Origin of the sequence: Sphingobacterium sp. WOUb80 (genome assembly GCF_050058145.1) — a bacterium.
Lineage (GTDB): Bacteria > Bacteroidota > Bacteroidia > Sphingobacteriales > Sphingobacteriaceae > Sphingobacterium.
Map to the genome: position 1 here is coordinate 5,595,304 of NZ_CP165617.1, position 18,177 is coordinate 5,613,480.

General features: G+C 40.7%; 18 protein-coding genes and 1 pseudogene. 11 read left to right on the forward strand and 8 right to left on the reverse strand.

The annotated features are described in order from the left end of the window. Positions 1-5: 5 nt before the first annotated feature. From AB1Z56_RS23070 to trmD, 6 genes are all read right to left on the reverse strand, one after another. Positions 6-521 (reverse strand): RNA polymerase sigma-70 factor, encoded by a 516-nt coding sequence (locus AB1Z56_RS23070; RefSeq protein ID WP_426790300.1) that lies wholly within the window; start codon positions 519-521, stop codon positions 6-8. Between the two features lie 66 nt (positions 522-587). Next, positions 588-1,370: an indole-3-glycerol phosphate synthase TrpC gene (trpC, locus tag AB1Z56_RS23075; RefSeq protein WP_426790301.1), complete on the reverse strand. Its 783-nt coding sequence runs from the start codon at positions 1,368-1,370 to the stop codon at positions 588-590. Between the two features lie 12 nt (positions 1,371-1,382). After that, positions 1,383-1,958 (reverse strand): anthranilate synthase component II, encoded by a 576-nt coding sequence (locus AB1Z56_RS23080; RefSeq protein WP_309359981.1) that lies wholly within the window; start codon positions 1,956-1,958, stop codon positions 1,383-1,385. After that, positions 1,945-2,238 carry an isochorismate pyruvate-lyase gene (locus AB1Z56_RS23085; RefSeq protein ID WP_309359983.1) on the reverse strand — a complete coding sequence of 98 codons (294 nt, stop codon included), beginning with the start codon at positions 2,236-2,238 and terminating at the stop codon, positions 1,945-1,947. The genes AB1Z56_RS23080 and AB1Z56_RS23085 overlap by 14 nt, the downstream gene beginning before the upstream one ends. Continuing rightward, the gene (locus AB1Z56_RS23090; RefSeq protein ID WP_426790302.1) at positions 2,235-3,638 is read right to left on the reverse strand and encodes an anthranilate synthase component I family protein; all 1,404 of its coding nucleotides are present in this window, start codon (positions 3,636-3,638) and stop codon (positions 2,235-2,237) included. The genes AB1Z56_RS23085 and AB1Z56_RS23090 overlap by 4 nt, the downstream gene beginning before the upstream one ends. A gap of 257 nt (positions 3,639-3,895) precedes the next feature. After that, the gene (trmD, locus tag AB1Z56_RS23095) at positions 3,896-4,573 is read right to left on the reverse strand and encodes a tRNA (guanosine(37)-N1)-methyltransferase TrmD (protein ID WP_309359987.1); all 678 of its coding nucleotides are present in this window, start codon (positions 4,571-4,573) and stop codon (positions 3,896-3,898) included. An 84-nt stretch (positions 4,574-4,657) separates the two neighbouring features. On the opposite strand from trmD, the gene AB1Z56_RS23100 reads away from it, so the two are divergent. Further along, a complete protein-coding gene (locus AB1Z56_RS23100; protein WP_426792399.1) occupies positions 4,658-6,289 on the forward strand; it encodes an ABC-F family ATP-binding cassette domain-containing protein in 1,632 nt (543 codons plus the stop codon). 120 nt (positions 6,290-6,409) lie between these two features. On the opposite strand, the pseudogene AB1Z56_RS23105 reads toward AB1Z56_RS23100, so the two are convergent. Together AB1Z56_RS23105 and AB1Z56_RS23110 are read right to left on the reverse strand one after the other, a co-directional pair. Next, a pseudogene (locus AB1Z56_RS23105) lies at positions 6,410-6,520 on the reverse strand (hypothetical protein); the annotation flags it as partial. 62 nt (positions 6,521-6,582) lie between these two features. Next, positions 6,583-6,681 carry an NAD(P)-binding domain-containing protein gene (locus AB1Z56_RS23110; RefSeq protein ID WP_309359989.1) on the reverse strand — a complete coding sequence of 33 codons (99 nt, stop codon included), beginning with the start codon at positions 6,679-6,681 and terminating at the stop codon, positions 6,583-6,585. Between the two features lie 62 nt (positions 6,682-6,743). Here AB1Z56_RS23110 and AB1Z56_RS23115 point away from each other — a divergent pair, with 62 nt between their 5' ends. From AB1Z56_RS23115 to AB1Z56_RS23160, 10 genes are all read left to right on the forward strand, one after another. Then, positions 6,744-6,812, forward strand: coding sequence for a putative cross-wall-targeting lipoprotein signal domain-containing proteiin (locus AB1Z56_RS23115; protein WP_426792400.1), 69 nt, complete (start codon positions 6,744-6,746; stop codon positions 6,810-6,812). Between the two features lie 49 nt (positions 6,813-6,861). After that, complete coding sequence (locus tag AB1Z56_RS23120) at positions 6,862-8,373, forward strand: gluconokinase (RefSeq protein WP_426790303.1); 1,512 nt, start codon at positions 6,862-6,864, stop codon at positions 8,371-8,373. A gap of 16 nt (positions 8,374-8,389) precedes the next feature. Next, the gene (locus tag AB1Z56_RS23125) at positions 8,390-9,712 is read left to right on the forward strand and encodes a gluconate:H+ symporter (RefSeq protein ID WP_426790304.1); all 1,323 of its coding nucleotides are present in this window, start codon (positions 8,390-8,392) and stop codon (positions 9,710-9,712) included. Positions 9,713-10,007: 295 nt separating this feature from the next. Then, positions 10,008-11,492: a TPM domain-containing protein gene (locus AB1Z56_RS23130; protein WP_426790305.1), complete on the forward strand. Its 1,485-nt coding sequence runs from the start codon at positions 10,008-10,010 to the stop codon at positions 11,490-11,492. A gap of 163 nt (positions 11,493-11,655) precedes the next feature. Next, on the forward strand, positions 11,656-12,258 hold the full coding sequence (locus AB1Z56_RS23135; RefSeq protein ID WP_426790306.1) for a CDP-alcohol phosphatidyltransferase family protein: 603 nt from the start codon (positions 11,656-11,658) through the stop codon (positions 12,256-12,258). Next, the gene (locus tag AB1Z56_RS23140) at positions 12,251-13,081 is read left to right on the forward strand and encodes a phosphatidate cytidylyltransferase (protein WP_426790307.1); all 831 of its coding nucleotides are present in this window, start codon (positions 12,251-12,253) and stop codon (positions 13,079-13,081) included. The genes AB1Z56_RS23135 and AB1Z56_RS23140 overlap by 8 nt, the downstream gene beginning before the upstream one ends. 51 nt (positions 13,082-13,132) lie before the next feature. After that, positions 13,133-14,161 carry a patatin-like phospholipase family protein gene (locus tag AB1Z56_RS23145; RefSeq protein ID WP_426790308.1) on the forward strand — a complete coding sequence of 343 codons (1,029 nt, stop codon included), beginning with the start codon at positions 13,133-13,135 and terminating at the stop codon, positions 14,159-14,161. Next, on the forward strand, positions 14,158-14,913 hold the full coding sequence (locus AB1Z56_RS23150) for an SDR family NAD(P)-dependent oxidoreductase (protein ID WP_426790309.1): 756 nt from the start codon (positions 14,158-14,160) through the stop codon (positions 14,911-14,913). The genes AB1Z56_RS23145 and AB1Z56_RS23150 overlap by 4 nt, the downstream gene beginning before the upstream one ends. Beyond that, positions 14,895-16,310: a hypothetical protein gene (locus AB1Z56_RS23155; RefSeq protein ID WP_426790310.1), complete on the forward strand. Its 1,416-nt coding sequence runs from the start codon at positions 14,895-14,897 to the stop codon at positions 16,308-16,310. The genes AB1Z56_RS23150 and AB1Z56_RS23155 overlap by 19 nt, the downstream gene beginning before the upstream one ends. 63 nt (positions 16,311-16,373) lie before the next feature. Beyond that, positions 16,374-18,077 (forward strand): bifunctional alpha/beta hydrolase/class I SAM-dependent methyltransferase, encoded by a 1,704-nt coding sequence (locus AB1Z56_RS23160; RefSeq protein WP_426790311.1) that lies wholly within the window; start codon positions 16,374-16,376, stop codon positions 18,075-18,077. Positions 18,078-18,177: the final 100 nt, after the last annotated feature.

An 18,177-nucleotide genomic window follows, 5' to 3' on the forward strand; every position in this document is an offset into this window, starting at 1 on the left:
ACAACTTACGATATATATTCTATTAATTCTGTCTTTAATGTTTTTAAAGCTCTAGAAATATGATATTCAACTGCTCTTTCAGAGATCACCAATTCCTGTGCTATTTGTTTGTTTGTAAGCCCTTGTTCCCTGCTCATCTGAAATACTTTGCGGCATTGGTTCGGTAAGGTATTGACTAACTTGGAAATCTTGTTTGCGAGTTCTTCGGCAATCAGTGTATTGTCTGAATAATGAGATTCCGTTATGTTCGAAATATTGTTCAAATGTTGTTGGCGGGATACTTTATTACGTATATATTCAAAAGTCTTGAGTTTGACCGATCGGATCAAATAGCGCTCAACCTCCTTCAGACGAAGTTCTTCCCTGCGCTCCCAAACTGATTTAAAAACGTCCTGTACAATCTCTTTTGAATGCTCTTCCTCTTGGATATTGCTGAGACAAAAAGCAAACATATCTTCCCAATGACGAAGATATATTTGCTCAAAACTCTTTCTATCTATAATAAAAAAATCCGTTTCCAAAATATAAAAGCCCTAACTTATACTTGGGCAAATATAATCTTATTTAGATTGATTTTAAATAAGTTTTTATATTTCTTTTACAAAGTCTTTGATCGCTTGTCCCGGATCTGCTGTTTTCATAAAATTCTCACCAATTAAGAAGCCCTGAAAACCAGCTTTTTTTAAGGCTTTAATTGTTGATGGATCGGATATGCCACTTTCGGAGACTTTGATGTATTCCGTTGGAATTTTGTCCAAAAGATCATAAGAATGTTGAAGATCTACTGAAAAATCTTTCAGGTTTCTATTATTGACCCCAATTGCATCGATGTCATCGAAAAGATTGTCTAATAGTTCCTGTTCATTATGTACTTCGAGCAAGACATTTAAGCCGATTTGTTTTGCATACGCTGCAAATTCCTGAACTTCTTCCTTTTTCAGACATGCCGCAATTAAAAGGATGATATCTGCCCCATAAGCTTTCGCTTCGGTTATCTGATATTTATCCACGATGAATTCTTTTCTTAAGATAGGAATACTGATAGCCTCGCGTGCTTTCGATAGATCTTCTAAATTGCCTTTGAAAAATTCGCTATCAGTAAGAACCGAGACTGCCGAAGCACCTGCCTCCTCGTATGCCTTGACAACATCTTCCACTGCTGAAGTACTATTGATGTCTCCTTTTGATGGCGATGCTCTTTTGTATTCCGCTATAATTCCTGTTTTTTCAGGATCTAGAATAGATTCTCTCAACGATAGACAAGCTACACCGAAATGGGGATAGTTTAATAGCTCTTCCAAAGGAACTAAAGCTTTTGCTTTTTCTACTTCTATTTTTTTTCGTTCAATGATTTTATCAAGTATAGTCATTTTTTTTAGATGTTAGATTCCCAACCAGTTTTCAATTAATTTTTTACCATTTGTGGTCAATACCGACTCTGGGTGGAACTGCATTCCCCTTACATCGTATTCGGTATGGGTTAAGGCCATAATGATGCCATTCTCGTCGATCGCCGTTACCTTGAGGCTAGTTGGTAGGGTGTCTTTGTTTACAGCCCAAGAATGGTAGCGTCCAATTTTGGAATCTTTTGGGAAGTCCCGAAACAGTTTCTCTGACTCATCAACAACGGTAATATTTGTTGCTACGCCATGCAAAGGTTTTTCCATATTGAATAGTGTACCACCAAAGACTTCTGCAATAGCCTGTTGGCCTAAGCAAATGCCCAATATACTTTTATGTGGAGCGTAGGTACGGATAACATCAAGTAATAATCCAGCTTCTTCTGGAATACCTGGGCCGGGCGAAAGAAGTATTTTATCGAAAGCATCAATATCTTCCAGTTTAAATTTATCATTTCTCCACACGACATACTCTTGTCCAAGTTCTTGTAATAGATGGACCAAGTTATAGGTGAATGAATCGTAGTTATCTATAACGACTATTTTATTGTTGCTCATAACCTTTTACTATAAAATCTTGATTAATATAATTTTCAATCTCCCGGAATATGGATTGAATAAATTCAGTAGGCAAATTAAATCTTTCCGCCAATATTTTATAATTGGTATTTAGATTCAGAATAAGATGTTGTTGCTCCTCCTGCTCGTCGTTTAAAGACTTACCTTTTTCAACATAAGTTTTGCGTAATGCCAATAACTCTACGATGCGGCTGTCAATGGTGTCTACTGAAACATGAATGTGTTGCTGATTGACACAGTATTCCAATGGTCTGATCATAATGTTTCTGCTAATTGTAATGCTTTTCGCAAAGCGGCAATTTTGTTATTTACTTCTTGTAGCTCCATTTCGGGGTCTGAATCTAATACGATACCACCACCAGCTTGATAATGTAAGGTGTTTTGCTTACTTAGGAAGGAACGAATCATAATGGCATGATTAAAGTCTCCGTTAAAACCCATGAATCCAATTGCACCCGAATAAAATGAGCGTTGTAATCCTTCATAACGATCGATCAACGTCAATGCCATATGTTTTGGAGCACCTGAAAGCGTACCCGCTGGATATGTATCACCTACGATGTCAAATGGGTTGATATTATCTTTTAATGTGCCCGTTACTTTGGAGACCAAGTGGATAATATGCGAGTAATATTGTGGTTCCATGTAGGACTCAACTTTAACTTGGGTGCAATGTCTACTTAAGTCATTGCGGGCAAGATCGACGAGCATCACGTGTTCTGAAGTTTCTTTGGGATCTTGTTTGAGTCTGGAGGCGATCTTCTGATCTTCGTCCATGTCACCTGTCCGTTTGAATGTTCCAGCAATAGGGAAAATTGTTGCTTGTTTCCCGTGGATACGCAGTTGAGCCTCAGGCGATGATCCGAAAAGTTTAAAGTCACCGTAGTCAAAATAGAAAAGGTAAGGTGATGGGTTGATGGAGCGGAGCGCACGATAGACATTGAATTCATCACCAGAGAACGGTGTCTTAAAGCCTCTGGATGGCACAATCTGGAATACATCACCACGTTGGATATGCTCTTTCATCTTCTTAACCAACTGACGGTGTTCTTCATCGGTACGATTGGAGCTTTCCTCGCCAGCTAGTTTGAAGGTATATTCAGGAAAGTTTTTGTTCTGAATAAGGAACTGCATTCTTTCAAGTTCTGATTCTTCGTCTTCCAAAAGGTGTTCGAAAATGTAAAGCTGGTTGCGGAAGTGGTCGATGGCAATGACATATTTGTAAACATGATATTGCATAAACGGTATTTTCCGTGCTGGATCTACCGTTGTTGTTAGTTTGATGTCCTCAAAGTGTTCAATACAATCGAATGTGAAATAACCAAATAGGCCATTGGAGATCAAGTTAAGTTCAGCAATTGTATGATCTTCGAAGGAATTTCTAAAATCGGAAACTTCCTGGCGTAACTCAATTTCCTGCGCATTTTTTACGATACGTTCTCTACCCGGATAAGTGAGCGTCAGCTCTTTCTCATGGAGTTGGATTCCGGCGATTGGTTGACAACAGATGTAACTTATGTTGTTGTCGCGACTATGGTAGTCGGAGCTTTCCAGTAACAATGAGTTTGGAAAGATATCTCTTAGGCGAAGATAGATGCTCACGGGGGTCGTTGTATCCGCAAGCAATTTTCTGCTGTGTGTTTTGAATGTATACTTCATTTTGTTTCTTATCTTCTTGTTGTAAATTTTAATAATAAAAAAACCCGATACTGGTTAGCATCGGGTTTGGAATTTCCATAAATGGTTTTGGTTGATTATGAAATATTATGACAATACCAATTAGTTCCCGATGCTTATTGCTTCAGGCCACCACCAATTTGTATTTGTATATCTTCGTGTCATTATTACACAAATTTATAAAAAAAAATAAATAAGCAAACTTTTTGTGACAAAAAAACAAAAATTCACCTTATTTCTTAATCATTTAATAAATCAGGACGTCTTTCTTGTGTTCTTTTTAACTGCTGTTCATCCTTCCAGGCGGCGATTTTTGCCTCATGTCCACTGAGGAGAATATCGGGTACTTTGTGGCCTTTCCAGTCTGCAGGGCGTGTATAGATTGGAGCATCGAGCAAACCATCCTGAAAAGAATCTGAAAGTGCAGATGTCTCGTCCGACAAAACTCCGGGAATCAAACGAATAATTGCGTCTGTAACAATTGCCGCTGGGAGCTCGCCTCCAGATAGTACATAGTCACCAACAGAAATTTCTTTTGTTACATAAATATCGCGGATACGTTGGTCTATTCCCTTGTAGTGTCCACAGAGAATCATCATATTACCTTTTGTGGATAATCCGTTTGCGATATCCTGATTGAAGGTTTCTCCATCGGGCGTCATATAGATAATCTCATCGTATGTCCGTTCGGCCTGTAACTGCTCAATGCACTTGGCAAAAGGTTCAATTTGAAGGACCATACCCGATCCACCTCCGTAAGGATAGTCGTCGACACTCTTGTGTTTATTTGTGGAATAGTCTCGTAAATTGTGAACGTGTATTTCAGCCAAGCCTTTATTCTTTGCTCGTTGCAAGATAGAGTGTGCAAATGGGCTTTCTAAAAGGTCGGGTAAGACCGTAATAATATCAAAACGCATGGCGCAAAGATACACAAAAATGCACCATTGTCTATTTATAAGATTGATTCGCTTATCTTTGTGCCAAAATTAAGTGAATATACAGTGATTGACGTAAATAATATTTCTGTTTCCTTTGGGGGAACAACTCTTTTTTCTGATGTATCTTTCTCCATCAACGAGAATGATAAGATCGCGTTGATGGGCAAAAACGGTGCTGGTAAATCTACCTTGCTGAAAATTATCGCAGGGGTAGGCAAGCCTACGACTGGAAATGTTGCTGGCCCAAAGGATGCCATCATAGCGTACTTACCGCAGCATTTGCTCACACAAGACAACGTGACTGTTTTTGAAGAAACATCAAAGGCTTTCGAAGAAGTCTATGGTATGCGTGATGAGTTGGAAAACCTGAATGAGCAATTAAATATCCGTACAGACTATGAGTCTGATGATTATATGCAATTGATCGAGCGTGTATCCGAATTAAGTGAAAAGTTCTATTCGATTGAGGAAGTTAACTATGATGCAGAAGTTGAAAAGGTCTTGAAGGGGCTCGGTTTTGAGCGTTCTGATTTTACAAGACAGACTTCTGAGTTTTCCGGTGGTTGGCGGATGCGTATCGAATTAGCTAAAATATTATTGAAAAAGCCGGATTTGATTTTATTGGATGAGCCCACTAACCACATGGATATCGAGAGTATTCAATGGCTGGAGGATTTCTTGGTCAATTCGGCTAAGGCTGTTATTGTGATCTCGCACGATAGAGCATTTGTCGATAATATTACCAACAGAACAATTGAGGTGACGATGGGGCGCATTTATGACTATCGTGCCAAGTATAGTCATTACCTAGAACTACGTCAGGAGCGTCGCCAGCATCAGCTGAAAGCGTATGAGGAGCAACAACGGTTTATTGCGGACAATCAAGAGTTTATTGATCGTTTCAGAGGTACCTATTCTAAAACATTGCAGGTGCAATCACGTGTAAAGATGTTGGAGAAATTGGAAATCATTGAGATCGACGAAGTAGATACTTCGGCATTGCGTCTCAAATTCCCACCTTCCCCTCGTTCGGGTCAATATCCTGTTATCGTTGAGGATCTAACCAAGGTTTATGATGAACACGTTGTTTTCCAAAAAGCAAATATGGTGATTGAGCGTGGTGAAAAGGTCGCTTTTGTCGGGAAGAACGGTGAGGGTAAATCGACCATGATCAAAGCAATTATGGGCGAGATCGATTTTGAAGGCACGCTGAAAGTAGGCCACAATGCGAAAATTGGTTATTTTGCCCAAAATCAGGCCGCATTGCTAGATGGGGAGATGACCGTTTTTGATACCATTGATCAAATCGCTGTAGGTGAAGTGCGTGTTAAAATGAAAGATCTTTTAGGAGCTTTTATGTTTAGTGGCGATGATACGACTAAAAAGGTGAAAGTGCTATCTGGAGGAGAAAGAACACGTCTGGCGATGATAAAATTGTTGTTGGAACCGGTCAATGTATTGATTCTCGATGAGCCGACAAACCATTTGGACATGAAGACAAAGGACATTATCAAAGATGCTTTAAAAGACTTCGATGGTACATTGATCCTTGTTTCGCATGACCGTGACTTTTTAGATGGTTTGGCAGAGAAAGTGTTTGAATTCGGCAATAAACGTGTACGGGAGCATTTTGAAGATATTAAAGGTTTCTTGGAATACAAGAAGATGAGTAGCTTGAAGGATATCGAACGATAACATCTAGATCAACGGAGTGTAAACCCGATAGATGGTTCAGTTATAAAAAGCGGCTTTATATGAAAAAGCCGCTTTTTTGTGTTTTAAATGAAGATTGATCGAATCTTTAAGCTTTTTTTCTTAATCCCAAAGTGTGTAAAAGATGCCTTCTCGATCAATACGTTCATAGGTATGTGCACCAAGATAGTCTCGTTGTGCTTGTAAAAAATTTTTAGGTAATTTTTCCAACCGATGGGCATCAAATTAAGAGCGTGCGTTTACGTATCCGGGTATCCCGTTTGCGATAGCATCTTTCAATACCTCGCGAAACCGTTGTCGGCGATGTTCAGCAATAAATTAAGTCCCATTACGCCGAGTCCAACTATTCCAAAATCATAGTTATCTATACTCATCGTTTAATACCGTTTTTCTAAGTTGAAATTTGCCATTTTTGTTGATACTATGAAAGGCAATTATCTACAGATCGGTATGCGGCGCTTTTCTCGCCACAATTACTTTGTTGGTATTGAGCCTTTTGTTGTAAACCAACAGATAATCCGTATATTGAGCTTTCCTAAACATCAATTTTATTTATGATCATTGGATTAGACATTGGGACATCATCTGCGAAAGCTGTTGCATTTGACTACGAAGGTAATATCTTGTCTCAGCATAGTATACCTTATCCCATATTAAACCCGTCGGAAGGCTGGTATGAGCAAGATCCGGACATTGTTTATGGCGCATGTATTCATGCTATTATGCATGTAATGATTAGCTTAGAGCAAGCTAGTGCTGAGATACCGAAACCCGTATGTATTTCGGTGAGCAGTGCTATGCACGGACTGATCGCTGTTGACTCGGCAGGAAAGCCACTTAGCAATTGCATTATATGGGCAGATCGCAGAAGTGAGAATATTGCGGTTGCTTTGGAGGCAAGTGAGGCTGGAAGGCTGCTTTATCAGCAGACGGGTACACCGATACATCCCATGTCTTTACTTTGCAAATTAATGTGGATAAAGTCCAACGATCAAAAATTATTTGCTCAGTCGCACAAGTTTATCGGTATCAAAGAATTTCTTTTTTACCGGCTGTTTGGAGTTTACATGGTTGATCATTCCATTGCATCTGCAACAGGGCTTTTCGACATACATCACCTAAGATGGTCTGACCAGGCATTAAGCTTGGTGGGCATATCGGAAGAGCAACTATCATCGCCAGTTCCGGTCGATTATATTTTAAATATGCCTAGTCGAGAAATTGCGGCCTTGATGCACATCCCTGAAGATACCCCTTTTGTTATAGGTGGTAGCGATGGGTGTTTGGCTAATCTTGGAGTTGGGGCTATACGTCCTGGAGTAGCTTCGGTAACTGTCGGTACCAGTGGAGCTATTCGCGTAGCAAGTTCGCAGGCAAATCAAGAAAAAAAACAACGGCTATTTACATACCTGCTAAGACCAAATGAATACATAATTGGTGGTGCGGTTAACAATGGAGGTGTATTACGCAACTGGTTTAGAGATAACTTCTTGAGCGAATTAACACAAATGCAAGCAGATGGAGATTCTTCCGTGTCGTTAAATGCTTTGGTTGACTCTGTCGTTCCCGGGGCAGAGGGCTTGATATTCTTGCCCTATCTAACTGGTGAACGGGCACCGCATTGGAATTCCAATGCAAAAGGCGTTTATTTTGGAATACAGTTGCATCATGGCAGGGCGCACTTTGCACGTGCCATGATGGAAGGGATGTTATTTGCAATTTACAGTGTAGGAATCGCATTAGAGGAGAACGCCGGTCCCATTCATACGATCTTTGCAAGCGGGGGCTTAGCGCGTTCATCGTTGTTGGTACAGATGCTTGCAGACATTTTCAATAAACCTGTATTTACCAAAAATACGGTAGAAAGCTCTGCATGGGGAGCAGCATTGATCGGCTTGGAGGCATTGGGTATACAGGGAGGTGAACCTATTATAAAAAACAAGCGAGCGGAAGAAAAGCAAGATACCGAGCACTATTATAAACCGAGTGCGGAGAATCACGCTGTATATAGGAAGAACTTCCAGAAATTTGAACACCTGTACAATATATTGGAAGGTGAGTTTTAATTAGATATAAATTATTATGCCTCTAATCATCGTTATTTTGGGAGTAGCTTTACTACTTCTTTTAGTTACTGTCGTCAGGTTAAACACGATCTTTTCATTACTGATAACCTCTGTTGCGGTCGGTTTTGCCATGAATATGAGTGCCGTCGATATCCTTAAATCTGTTGAAACCGGAGTGAGTACTACTATGGGCCAGTTGGCACTATTGTTGGCTTTCGGGTCCCTACTGGGGAAATTGATGGCGGAGGGTGGTGCTGCGGAAAAGATTACAACGGTACTAACGGCTGTATTTGGCAGAAAGAATTTACCTTGGGCAATGGTTCTCACGGGCTTTTTGGTAGGAATTCCCTTATTTTACAATGTTGGCTTTATCGTGTTAGTACCATTCGTTTTCATGGTATGCGCTTCAAATAAAATGCCCTTGCTTTACGTAGCCATTCCGTTGCTGGCAGCGCTATCCGTGACACACGGTTATTTGCCACCACATCCGGGAGCTACGGCCATAGCGCTTACCTATAAAGCGGATATAGGTTTAACAATGGCCTATGGCATTGTTGTGGCAATTCCTGCCATCATTATAGGTGGACCGCTCTTTGGCAGGATGCTTAAGCGTATTCCGACCAACCCACCAGCCGAGTTTTTTCCTGAGCACAATCAAGCAGATCGAAAAGAGCTTCCCGGATTTGCAATTAGTCTATTTACGGGGCTTTTTCCAATAATTTTAATTGCTTTAGGTTCATTTTCACATCTAATATTTCCAGAAGGCTCCTTTTGGCTAAATGCACTACGTTTCTTGGGTGACCCGGTAGTGGCTTTAATGATTGCGTCGTTAATAGCGATGTACACAATGGGTATCCGCCAAGGTAAAAGTTTGCGGCAGCAATCAGAAAGTGTGGAAGAAGCAATCCGCGGAATAATGATGATCCTTTTTATCATTGCAGCATCAGGCGCTTTCAAGCAAATTTTGGTAGATAGTGGTGTAGCGAACTACATCGCTGATCTAACCGCAGACCTGAGCTTGTCGCCTCTTGTGCTTGCATGGTTAATAGCCGGTATCATTCGCCTAGTTATCGGTTCGGCTAGTGTTGCTGGGCTCACGGCAGCGGGCATTATGCTTCCCATTGTGCAGGCAGGAGAGGTTACTCCTGAATTAATGGTGCTAGCGACGGGAGCGGGTAGTCTCATGTTCTCACACGTCAACGATCCAGGGTTTTGGATGTTTAAATCTTATTTTGGAGTGAGCATGAAGGATACGTTTCGCTCATGGACGGTGATGGAAACGCTCGTTTCTGTTATTGGATTGATCGGTGTCTTGATTTTACATTGGCTTGGTCATTGACAGCGAATGGGAAAGTTTCATATTGCCATACTGCTTTAGTTAATATTCTAGCCTTTCTAAGCATAGCTTCTTTATAAACAACATAAACAGGATCGTGTACTGTCGCTGTTGCTCAACAAAATGATTATAGAAAGTAATTGCTAGGATACATTGATAGGACAGAGCGTCTTAAACGAATATTGAATTATACAGGCCCATAATCGGTTGATTATGGGCTTTTTTTTGACGGAAACCTTTGTTTGATTTTTTTTTCTTAATATCGTGACAATGAACCAAATTTTGCTGTTGTAAAACTATGCGAAGCTTACATCGATTTTATATCTTTTTCTTAGTCTGGTTGGGAAGCTGCTTAACAGGGCTATCGTCTTTTGGACAATCTATTGCTTATACAGCAGACAATTTGCCAAGTCCCAAAGTAAAAGGACAGGATTATTTTGTCTCCAATCCTGATGGAATTCTATCCTCGGGTACAGTGGCCGAATTAGATGGCTTATCGACGCAGATTGAGGCTGCTACAAAAGGTGAATTTGCCATCGTTGTTGTGAATGATTATGTTGGCGACAGTGATTTCGAATTTGCCTTAAAATTATTCAATACCTGGGGTATCGGTAAGAAGGAAAGTAACAATGGGCTTTTGTTGTTTATTGCTAAAGACCGACATGAATACCGTTTTATTACAGGGTATGGTATGGAAAGTATTTTGCCCGATGCCTATTTAAAACGTATTGGCGAAAAATATCTCGTACCCAATTTTAGGAATGAAGATTACGACCGTGGTGTTACGGAGGCAGCAGAATTTATTAAGACAATACTTACCTCACCGGATAGTAAGGCTGAACTGGAGCGTTTAATGCCGGAGGCAACGCCGGTCTGGAGCTTTAAAAGTCCTATCCTGCGCAACTCTCTTTTGGTCTTGGGCTTGTTTGCAATATGTTATATCTGGCTGGGTGAGGTGACGCGAGCGATCAAGGGGCAGTTGACGAAAAAGAGTAAATATTTTCCGCCTTTGGTAAGCGGATGTGGCTGTATGGGGATATTAATGTTTATCTCGGTGTTTATCTGTGCCTTTGCCCTCAATAATTTTGAGGTGGTTTATCAGTGGAAAAATTTACCCTATTTTATAGTTGTATTTGGCAGCATCACTTTGGCGATGAAATATAATGCAAGCCGCACGCAGATTGTTAACTCCTATCGTGATGAGGAAAATATCCAGCAGGCCTTGCGTAAATTTCGTATCTGGGGACTTGTACCTCTATTGCTTAGTCCATTGGCATTATTTGATCTTATAGGATTAAATAAACGGATTCGAAAAAATGAACTGCGTTTGGCTCCGCCTGATAGTTCAGGACGTTGGTTACGCATGAATAAGGATGATGTGTCTACCCGAGAAAGTGCATACCTGGATAAGGGGCAGCTTTTAGAGGAAAAAATCGGTAGCCGTTCGTACGAAATATGGATAGATCAGACGAACAATGAAACAAAGCTGGTTCCCTGGGATGAAAATGTTGGGTTCAGTGATTGCCCTGCATGTCATTATAGAACATTTGAGACTGGGCGTACCAAGACGATACGTGCAGCAACCTATAGTTCGCAAGGCTTAGAGGAGCGTTTTGACTTATGTAAGAACTGTGGACACCGGGTATCTCATGGCGAACACTCAACACCGGTCAAAGTGCGCTCAACATCAAGCAGCTCTGGTGGCGGATCTAGTAGTAGTGGCGGTGGTGGTAGTTTTGGTGGCGGATCTTCTGGTGGTGGTGGTGCCGGCGGACGATGGTAATCCATAATTTAGGGCAAAAAAAAAGGTTTCCAAACGGGGAGAATGAAAACCTTAAATAACCAATTATAAACCTAAATTATGATGACACAAATATAGTGTATTTATTACACTATGCAAATTTTTTTTTAAAAAAAATAAAAAAGAGAGCTATAGCTCGTACAATATGATTTCTGTTTATAAATTAAAACCAAAATTTCAGCAGTTGCTGATGCCGATCTTGAACTTTTTACATCGAAAAAAGGTAACGGCAAACCAGATCACGATCGGATCTATTATATTGTCTTTGATCATTGCTTTACTGTTCTGGTATGCCGATCTTTTCCCGATTTTCTTTTTGGCGTTGCCCGTCGGATTATTGTTACGAATGGCATTGAATGCATTGGATGGCATGATGGCACGACTTTTTAATCAGACGAGCAAGACGGGCGAAGTCTTGAACGAAGTCGGAGACATTGTTTCGGACGTCGTGTTATTTTTTCCTTTGCTGAAGTTTCATCCGGAAAGTGTGTATCCAATCGTCGCCTTTATTGTATTGAGTGTTGTGAATGAATTTTGTGGATTGATAGGGAAGGTAATTGCCAATGATCGTCGTTACGATGGGCCGATGGGTAAAAGTGATCGTGCTTTGCTGTTGGGGGTATATGGAATTTTAGCATTATTGCATATTTCAATCGTTGCTTTTTCAGGCTATATTTTTGGTGTTTTGTGTTTACTGTTGCTTTTGAGTTCGGTAACTCGATTGAGAAAGGCTGTGGCGCATGGCTGATGCCAATAGCAAGTTCGCAGATGTTCCTGTTCGTGTTAGAAGCTGGGGCTATATTGTCTTGGTGTTGGCGGTTGCCTTCGTTCCACCAACAATATCACCCTTGTTTGCGGCCTGGATCACCTTTCAAGGGATGCGCGAGTTTGCTCGTATGTTTATCCCTGAATGGAAGACGCAACCATTGGTGTTTCTTTGCATGGCATTGTTGCAAGCGTTGCTCCTATACTTTTGTTCCTATCGAGAATATATCTTGTTGGCTAGCTTCTTGTGTTTGGGGACTGCTTTGTTTTTCAAATATGGTTTTAAGGTTAAAAAGGGAGCTTTATTTGGGCTGTTTTTTGGAGCTGTAGCTTGTTTGCTTGCATTTAGCCATTTAGCTTTTATCCGATCCATCGAAATAGATGGCAACGAGTTCCTAGGACTAAAATTAATCGGATATATTGTTGTGTTAACGGAACTGAATGACGTCTTTCAATACCTGATGGGCAAGTTTTTTGGCAAACGTAAAATCGTTCCGCGTATTAGTCCAAATAAGACAATTGCGGGGTGTGTGGGCGGTATCAGCCTAACAATTATACTGAGTAATTTATTGGGTTATTGTTTACTGCCATTTCAGAATTTTCTATACTTTTCGTTGTTCGGTTTGATTTTCGGTATTTTGGGATTCTGGGGAGATGTCCTTTTTTCCTATCTGAAAAGAAAGACAGGAGTGAAAGATACTGGAACATTGATTCCTGGGCATGGTGGCTTATTGGATCGTATCGATAGTCTGATCTTTAATGCGCCACTGTTTTATGCTTTGATTATCCTGTTGTTAGGGAATTAAATAGGATTTGATGAATGTAGTAGAGAGAAGGCTAACTAAAATTTCAATCTGATGGCTTATCAACGTGCTGTTTTATTTTCGGGGGGTGGAACTCGGTTCAGTCTATATCTTGGTATGTACGCTGCGCTGGATGAGCTGGGCTTAAAACCAGATCTGCTTATCGCGAGCTGTGGTGGTTCAATGGCGGTTGCTGTTATACAGGCTTTTGCTACACATGAAGCCCGCAAGTCCTATGTGCAATCAGACGAGTTTTATCAGTTTTTCCTGCATCATCGCCTTACCGAACAGCGCCGTTTGGGAAAGCTGGGACTATATGTTTTGAAAAAACAGTTTAATAAAAAACGGGCACCCTTTATTGAGGACGTTTTTAATCGCTATCTCGTCCATATGGAACAGGATCTTTCCTTACTATTGCCTACATTGGATAGACCATTCTCAGCAGCAATTCCAGCACTTGTGGTCGGTGCTAAAATGCTGTTCAGTCCGTCTGAAGTCGGACAGCGGCGTGGGGACCAGAAACTATATCAAAAGATATTGATGGGAACTCAGGATGTATTGGCAAACGTGCCCGTTGAGGCAATAGGAATTTCGGATAGTAATTACGAGCATAGTGCAGTGGCTAAAGCGGTTCATTTGAGTGCTGAGTTTTCTATGTTACAGGCGGCCCGTATTTCGATGTCCGATATGTATTATATTGAACCTGTATGTTTCGATAAAACCTATTACGCTGGTGGAGCAATTGATCTTGTTCCAATGGAGCTAGCAAAGTCGCTTGCTCAAAACATCATATGTGAGCATAAACAACCTTATAAACCACAAGAAGAAGCGTTAGTTCGGGCGGTATTGGGCTTTAGCGGAAATAAACGATTAGCAGATTTGAAACAACAATTTCCGGATGCACATTGGATTGATACACAGGATGCCGCGGAACAATTAACTGGGAAATACTGTAAAAAAGGAATTGATTGGTCTAAATTTGAAGTTACACTGTCTTTTCCGATTGATCAACAAGAATTTGCTGAAGCGATGGAAGCGCAATGGAACTATGGCTATGAGGTGACATTAAATTCATTGAAATGAAAGTATTTATTGCCGGTGGTACAAGTGGAATAGGCCTTGCTTTGGCCAAGCGTTACCTTGAGCAAGGAGCAGAGGTAGCGGTATGTGGGCGCGATCTGACGAAAATGTCAGCATATTCCTGGACGCATAGTCTCCGAAGTTTTGAAGTAGATGTATGTCAATTGAACAATCTTCAGGATGCGGTCGATACATTTTGTGGGCATTCATCTTTGGATCTCTTTATCAATTGTACAGGGAGTTACGCGGATGACGTTGCTCAGCAAATAAGTTATCCGGAGGCGGTCGCTATGCTACAAGTTAATATGATGGGCACTTTAAATTGTTTTGAAGTGGCAAGAACTGCTATGCAAGGTCAGTCGGAAGGACAAATTGTAATCGTTGCATCAGTTTCGGGAACGCTCCATTTTCCCAATTCAAGCCTATACAGTAAGACAAAGCGTGCTGCAATCCAAGTGGCTGATGCGTATCGTAGGGCACTCTATCCGTATGGAATTGCGGTTACTGTTATTGCTCCGGGCTATGTGGATACGGAAAAACTGAGAGCGCTCAATAAGCAAGATTTGTCGAAGAAGCCATTCTTAATCCCTGTAGACAATGCAGCACAGCGTATAATGACAGCTATCGAACAGAAGAAGAAGCAAGTCGTTTTTCCGAAGCGTATGAAGTGGCTGATGGCATCTCTGGGACTACTTCCAAATATTGTGTTGAATAAAATTATGTCAAGGAAGGCCAAATGGATGAAAAACGACTGAAAAATAGGGGACTGCGATTTGCTGTTTTCCTTTATTGTGCGCTATTTTTCCAGTTGACTTATTCTGCTGCTGCGGTCCATGCTGCAAATCAGGCTACTGTATCTTCGTTTGCGTTTCCTTTTGAACACTTTATGCCGTTCGTTTCTTGGATGATTATCCCTTACATGAGTAGCGGTTTGTTCTTCGCTTTGGTTCCTTTCTGTTGTCGAAGTCGAGAAGAGCTTTTGGTCTATACGAAGCGTTTCAGTTTCATTACCATCGTCTCTATTTGTTGTTTTTTTATTTTTCCCCTGCGATTTTCTTTTGATCGGCCTAGCGTTGAGCATCCTATTTTTAAATTCTTCTTCACCTTTTTAAGTAAGCATGACTCTCCATTTAATCAAGCACCTTCGCTGCATGTGGCGTATGCATGTCTGTTTTGGTCTGTGCTCGGTAGGAAGCTAAAAGGCTGGACACGCTGGGTAGTGGGGATTTGGCTGCTATTCATGGGGATTGCTACACTTACCGTTTATCAGCACCATCTGGTGGATGTGTTGACCGCGTTGATTTTGGTTCATGTTGGGTTCGCCCTGTTTCCGTATCCATTTGAGACAGGGCAACGCAGACTATTTATGGGAAAGCACGGGGATTTGCCTTTTTTTGCCACCGTAAGAAGCGAGGAAGTAAACTTGGAGTCAACAGTTTTTCGAAGAAATCAAGGAATTGGTAATGTTTACTATGCCATTGGCTGGAGTTTACTGTTACTGGCATTGTGGGGTGGGACCTATACATTTGTGGTATATTTCTTATGTTGGCCTTCCTTAGTCTGCTTTGCTGTTGGAAGGAATTATATAATCAGCAATCCAAGGTTTTTAAAGAAAGAAAATGGTTGGATACCTGGATTTAAGAAATTGTTTTATTGCCCATATCAAGGCATATATTGGTTGCTGTGGCGTTTCTTCAGACGAAGAAATAATCCGCCTTTATTTGAGGTTTTACCAGGTTGTTATGTAGGGCCAAGAGCGACAAGGGGAGACCTTAATACACTTGGTCTGAATAAACGGGTGCTTGTTTTTGATTTGGCTGCTGAATTGGAAGAAATAGTGTCCCTACATGTAGGGGAAAACTATCATTCGTTTCCTTTGTTGGATATAGCAGCAATTAAATTGTCGGATGCCGAAAGGATATTGGCAGCGCTCGTAATCAGTTATCAACAATTGAAGCGAGGTGAAAATATGATTATACATTGTACAATGGGCTACAGCAGGAGTATGATTTTTGCTGTTCTATTGTCACAAAAAATATTATCTTTAGATTTAATGGATGCTATAGATCGGGTTAAATCTCATAATAAGCATCTTGTATTGCATAAACATGCACTTGAGTTGATGAAGGTGCTGGTCGGGAAGAATAGCTAGACGGTCATTTGCATGATCTTTGTTATGAAATATACTATTGGATATTAGTCAGTAAAATTATACATGAAATCAGGTTACTTCAAGAGTTTTGATCAAGGGGAGTTATTATATCGTGTTTGGAATTATCAGGCCGGACAGCGGGCATTGATCGTACTGCACCGTGGGCATGAGCATTCGGAACGTCTGCAAGAGATGGCTACAGATCCACAGTTTGCCGATCATTCAATCTTTGCATTTGATTTGCGCGGACATGGTTATACGAAAGAACCAGTTTCACCGATCTTTATGGATTATGTGCGGGATTTGGATAGTTTCGTTCATTATATAAACTGTGAATATTTGGTTGATTCGAAAGACATTTTCGTTATCGCCAATAGTATTGCGGGAGTTGTGGTCAGTGCCTGGGTACATGATTTTGCGCCTAAAGTCGCAGGTATTGCATTGTTGGCCCCTGCATTTGAAATTAAATTATATGTGCCCTTGGCAAATCAGATGATTGCTTTGGGAACAAAGCTGAAAAAAGATTTAATTATCCAGAGTTATGTCAAATCCAAAGTGTTGACTCACGATATAGATCAGCAGAAGGCATACGATGCCGATCCTTTGATTTCCAAATCTATCAATGGTGCTTTGTTGGTTGATCTATTAAAAGCTGGCGAGCGTATCGTTGAAGACGCAGCGGCGATTGATATACCTGTGATTGTCCTTTCTGCTGAAAAAGATTATGTGGTCAAGAATTCAGTACAGAAAAAATTCTTTGTGACAATTGCTTCAAAATTGAAGACCTTTATTACATTACGTAATTTCTACCATGGGATTCTATTTGAAACAAACCGGCAGAAGGTGTACCAGTATCTACGAAACTTTATCGACAAGGCCTATGCCCGCCAAAGTCCCGAGCTGACGCTTGAACCCGATGAGTTTTCGGTGAAAGAGTATGAACAATTATATCATAAGTTACTTCCTGCGGGGGAAAAATTTAATTATGCGGTCCAGAAATGGGCATTGGGTAAAATAGGTTCCTTAAGTAAAGGAATGAATTTAGGCCTGCAGTTTGGATTTGATTCTGGCATTTCGCTGGACTACGTCTATCGCAATGAATCGCAGGGTAAAAATCGCTTTGGCCGTATCCTCGACCGTGGTTATCTGGAGGCCATCGGCTGGAAAGGAATTCGCATTCGAAAACAACACTTGTTAAAGTTGTTGGAAGAGCATATAACGAAAGTTAAAGCTGCTGGAAAAACCGTTAAGATATTGGACATTGCGGGTGGTACCGGAAATTACTTATTTGATATCAAAGAGAAATATCCCGAAGCCGAAATTGTGATTAATGAGTTCCTGTTGTCAAATATCGAGGTAGGAGAGAAGATTATCCGTAGAAAGGGATTGCAGGGAATACGATTTACCAACTACGATTGTTTTGATCCAGCTACCTATTCCAAATTGGAATTTGAACCTAATATTGTTATTATCTCAGGTATCTTCGAACTTTTTGGTGACAATGAAATGGCAAGTAGAGCTGTAAAAGGCGCAACTTCGATTTGTGAATCAAGCAGTCATTTAGTTTATACTGGACAGCCCTGGCATCCACAGTTAAAGATGATTGCTTACGTGTTAAACAGTCATCAGAAAAAAGACTGGGTGATGCGCCGTCGTTCGCAGAAAGAATTAGACCGTCTGATGGCCTATAATGGAGTTGTTAAGGAACGTATGCTGATCGACGACTTTGGGATATTTACGGTCTCTTCGGGCGTGGTAAACAAGTAGTCCTCAATTGCTATTCATGGAACAACACTGTTGTGTTTACATTTAGAATAGTTTTTCCAGCTGACTAACCTTTTATAGTCAGCCGGAAAAATTATGAAAA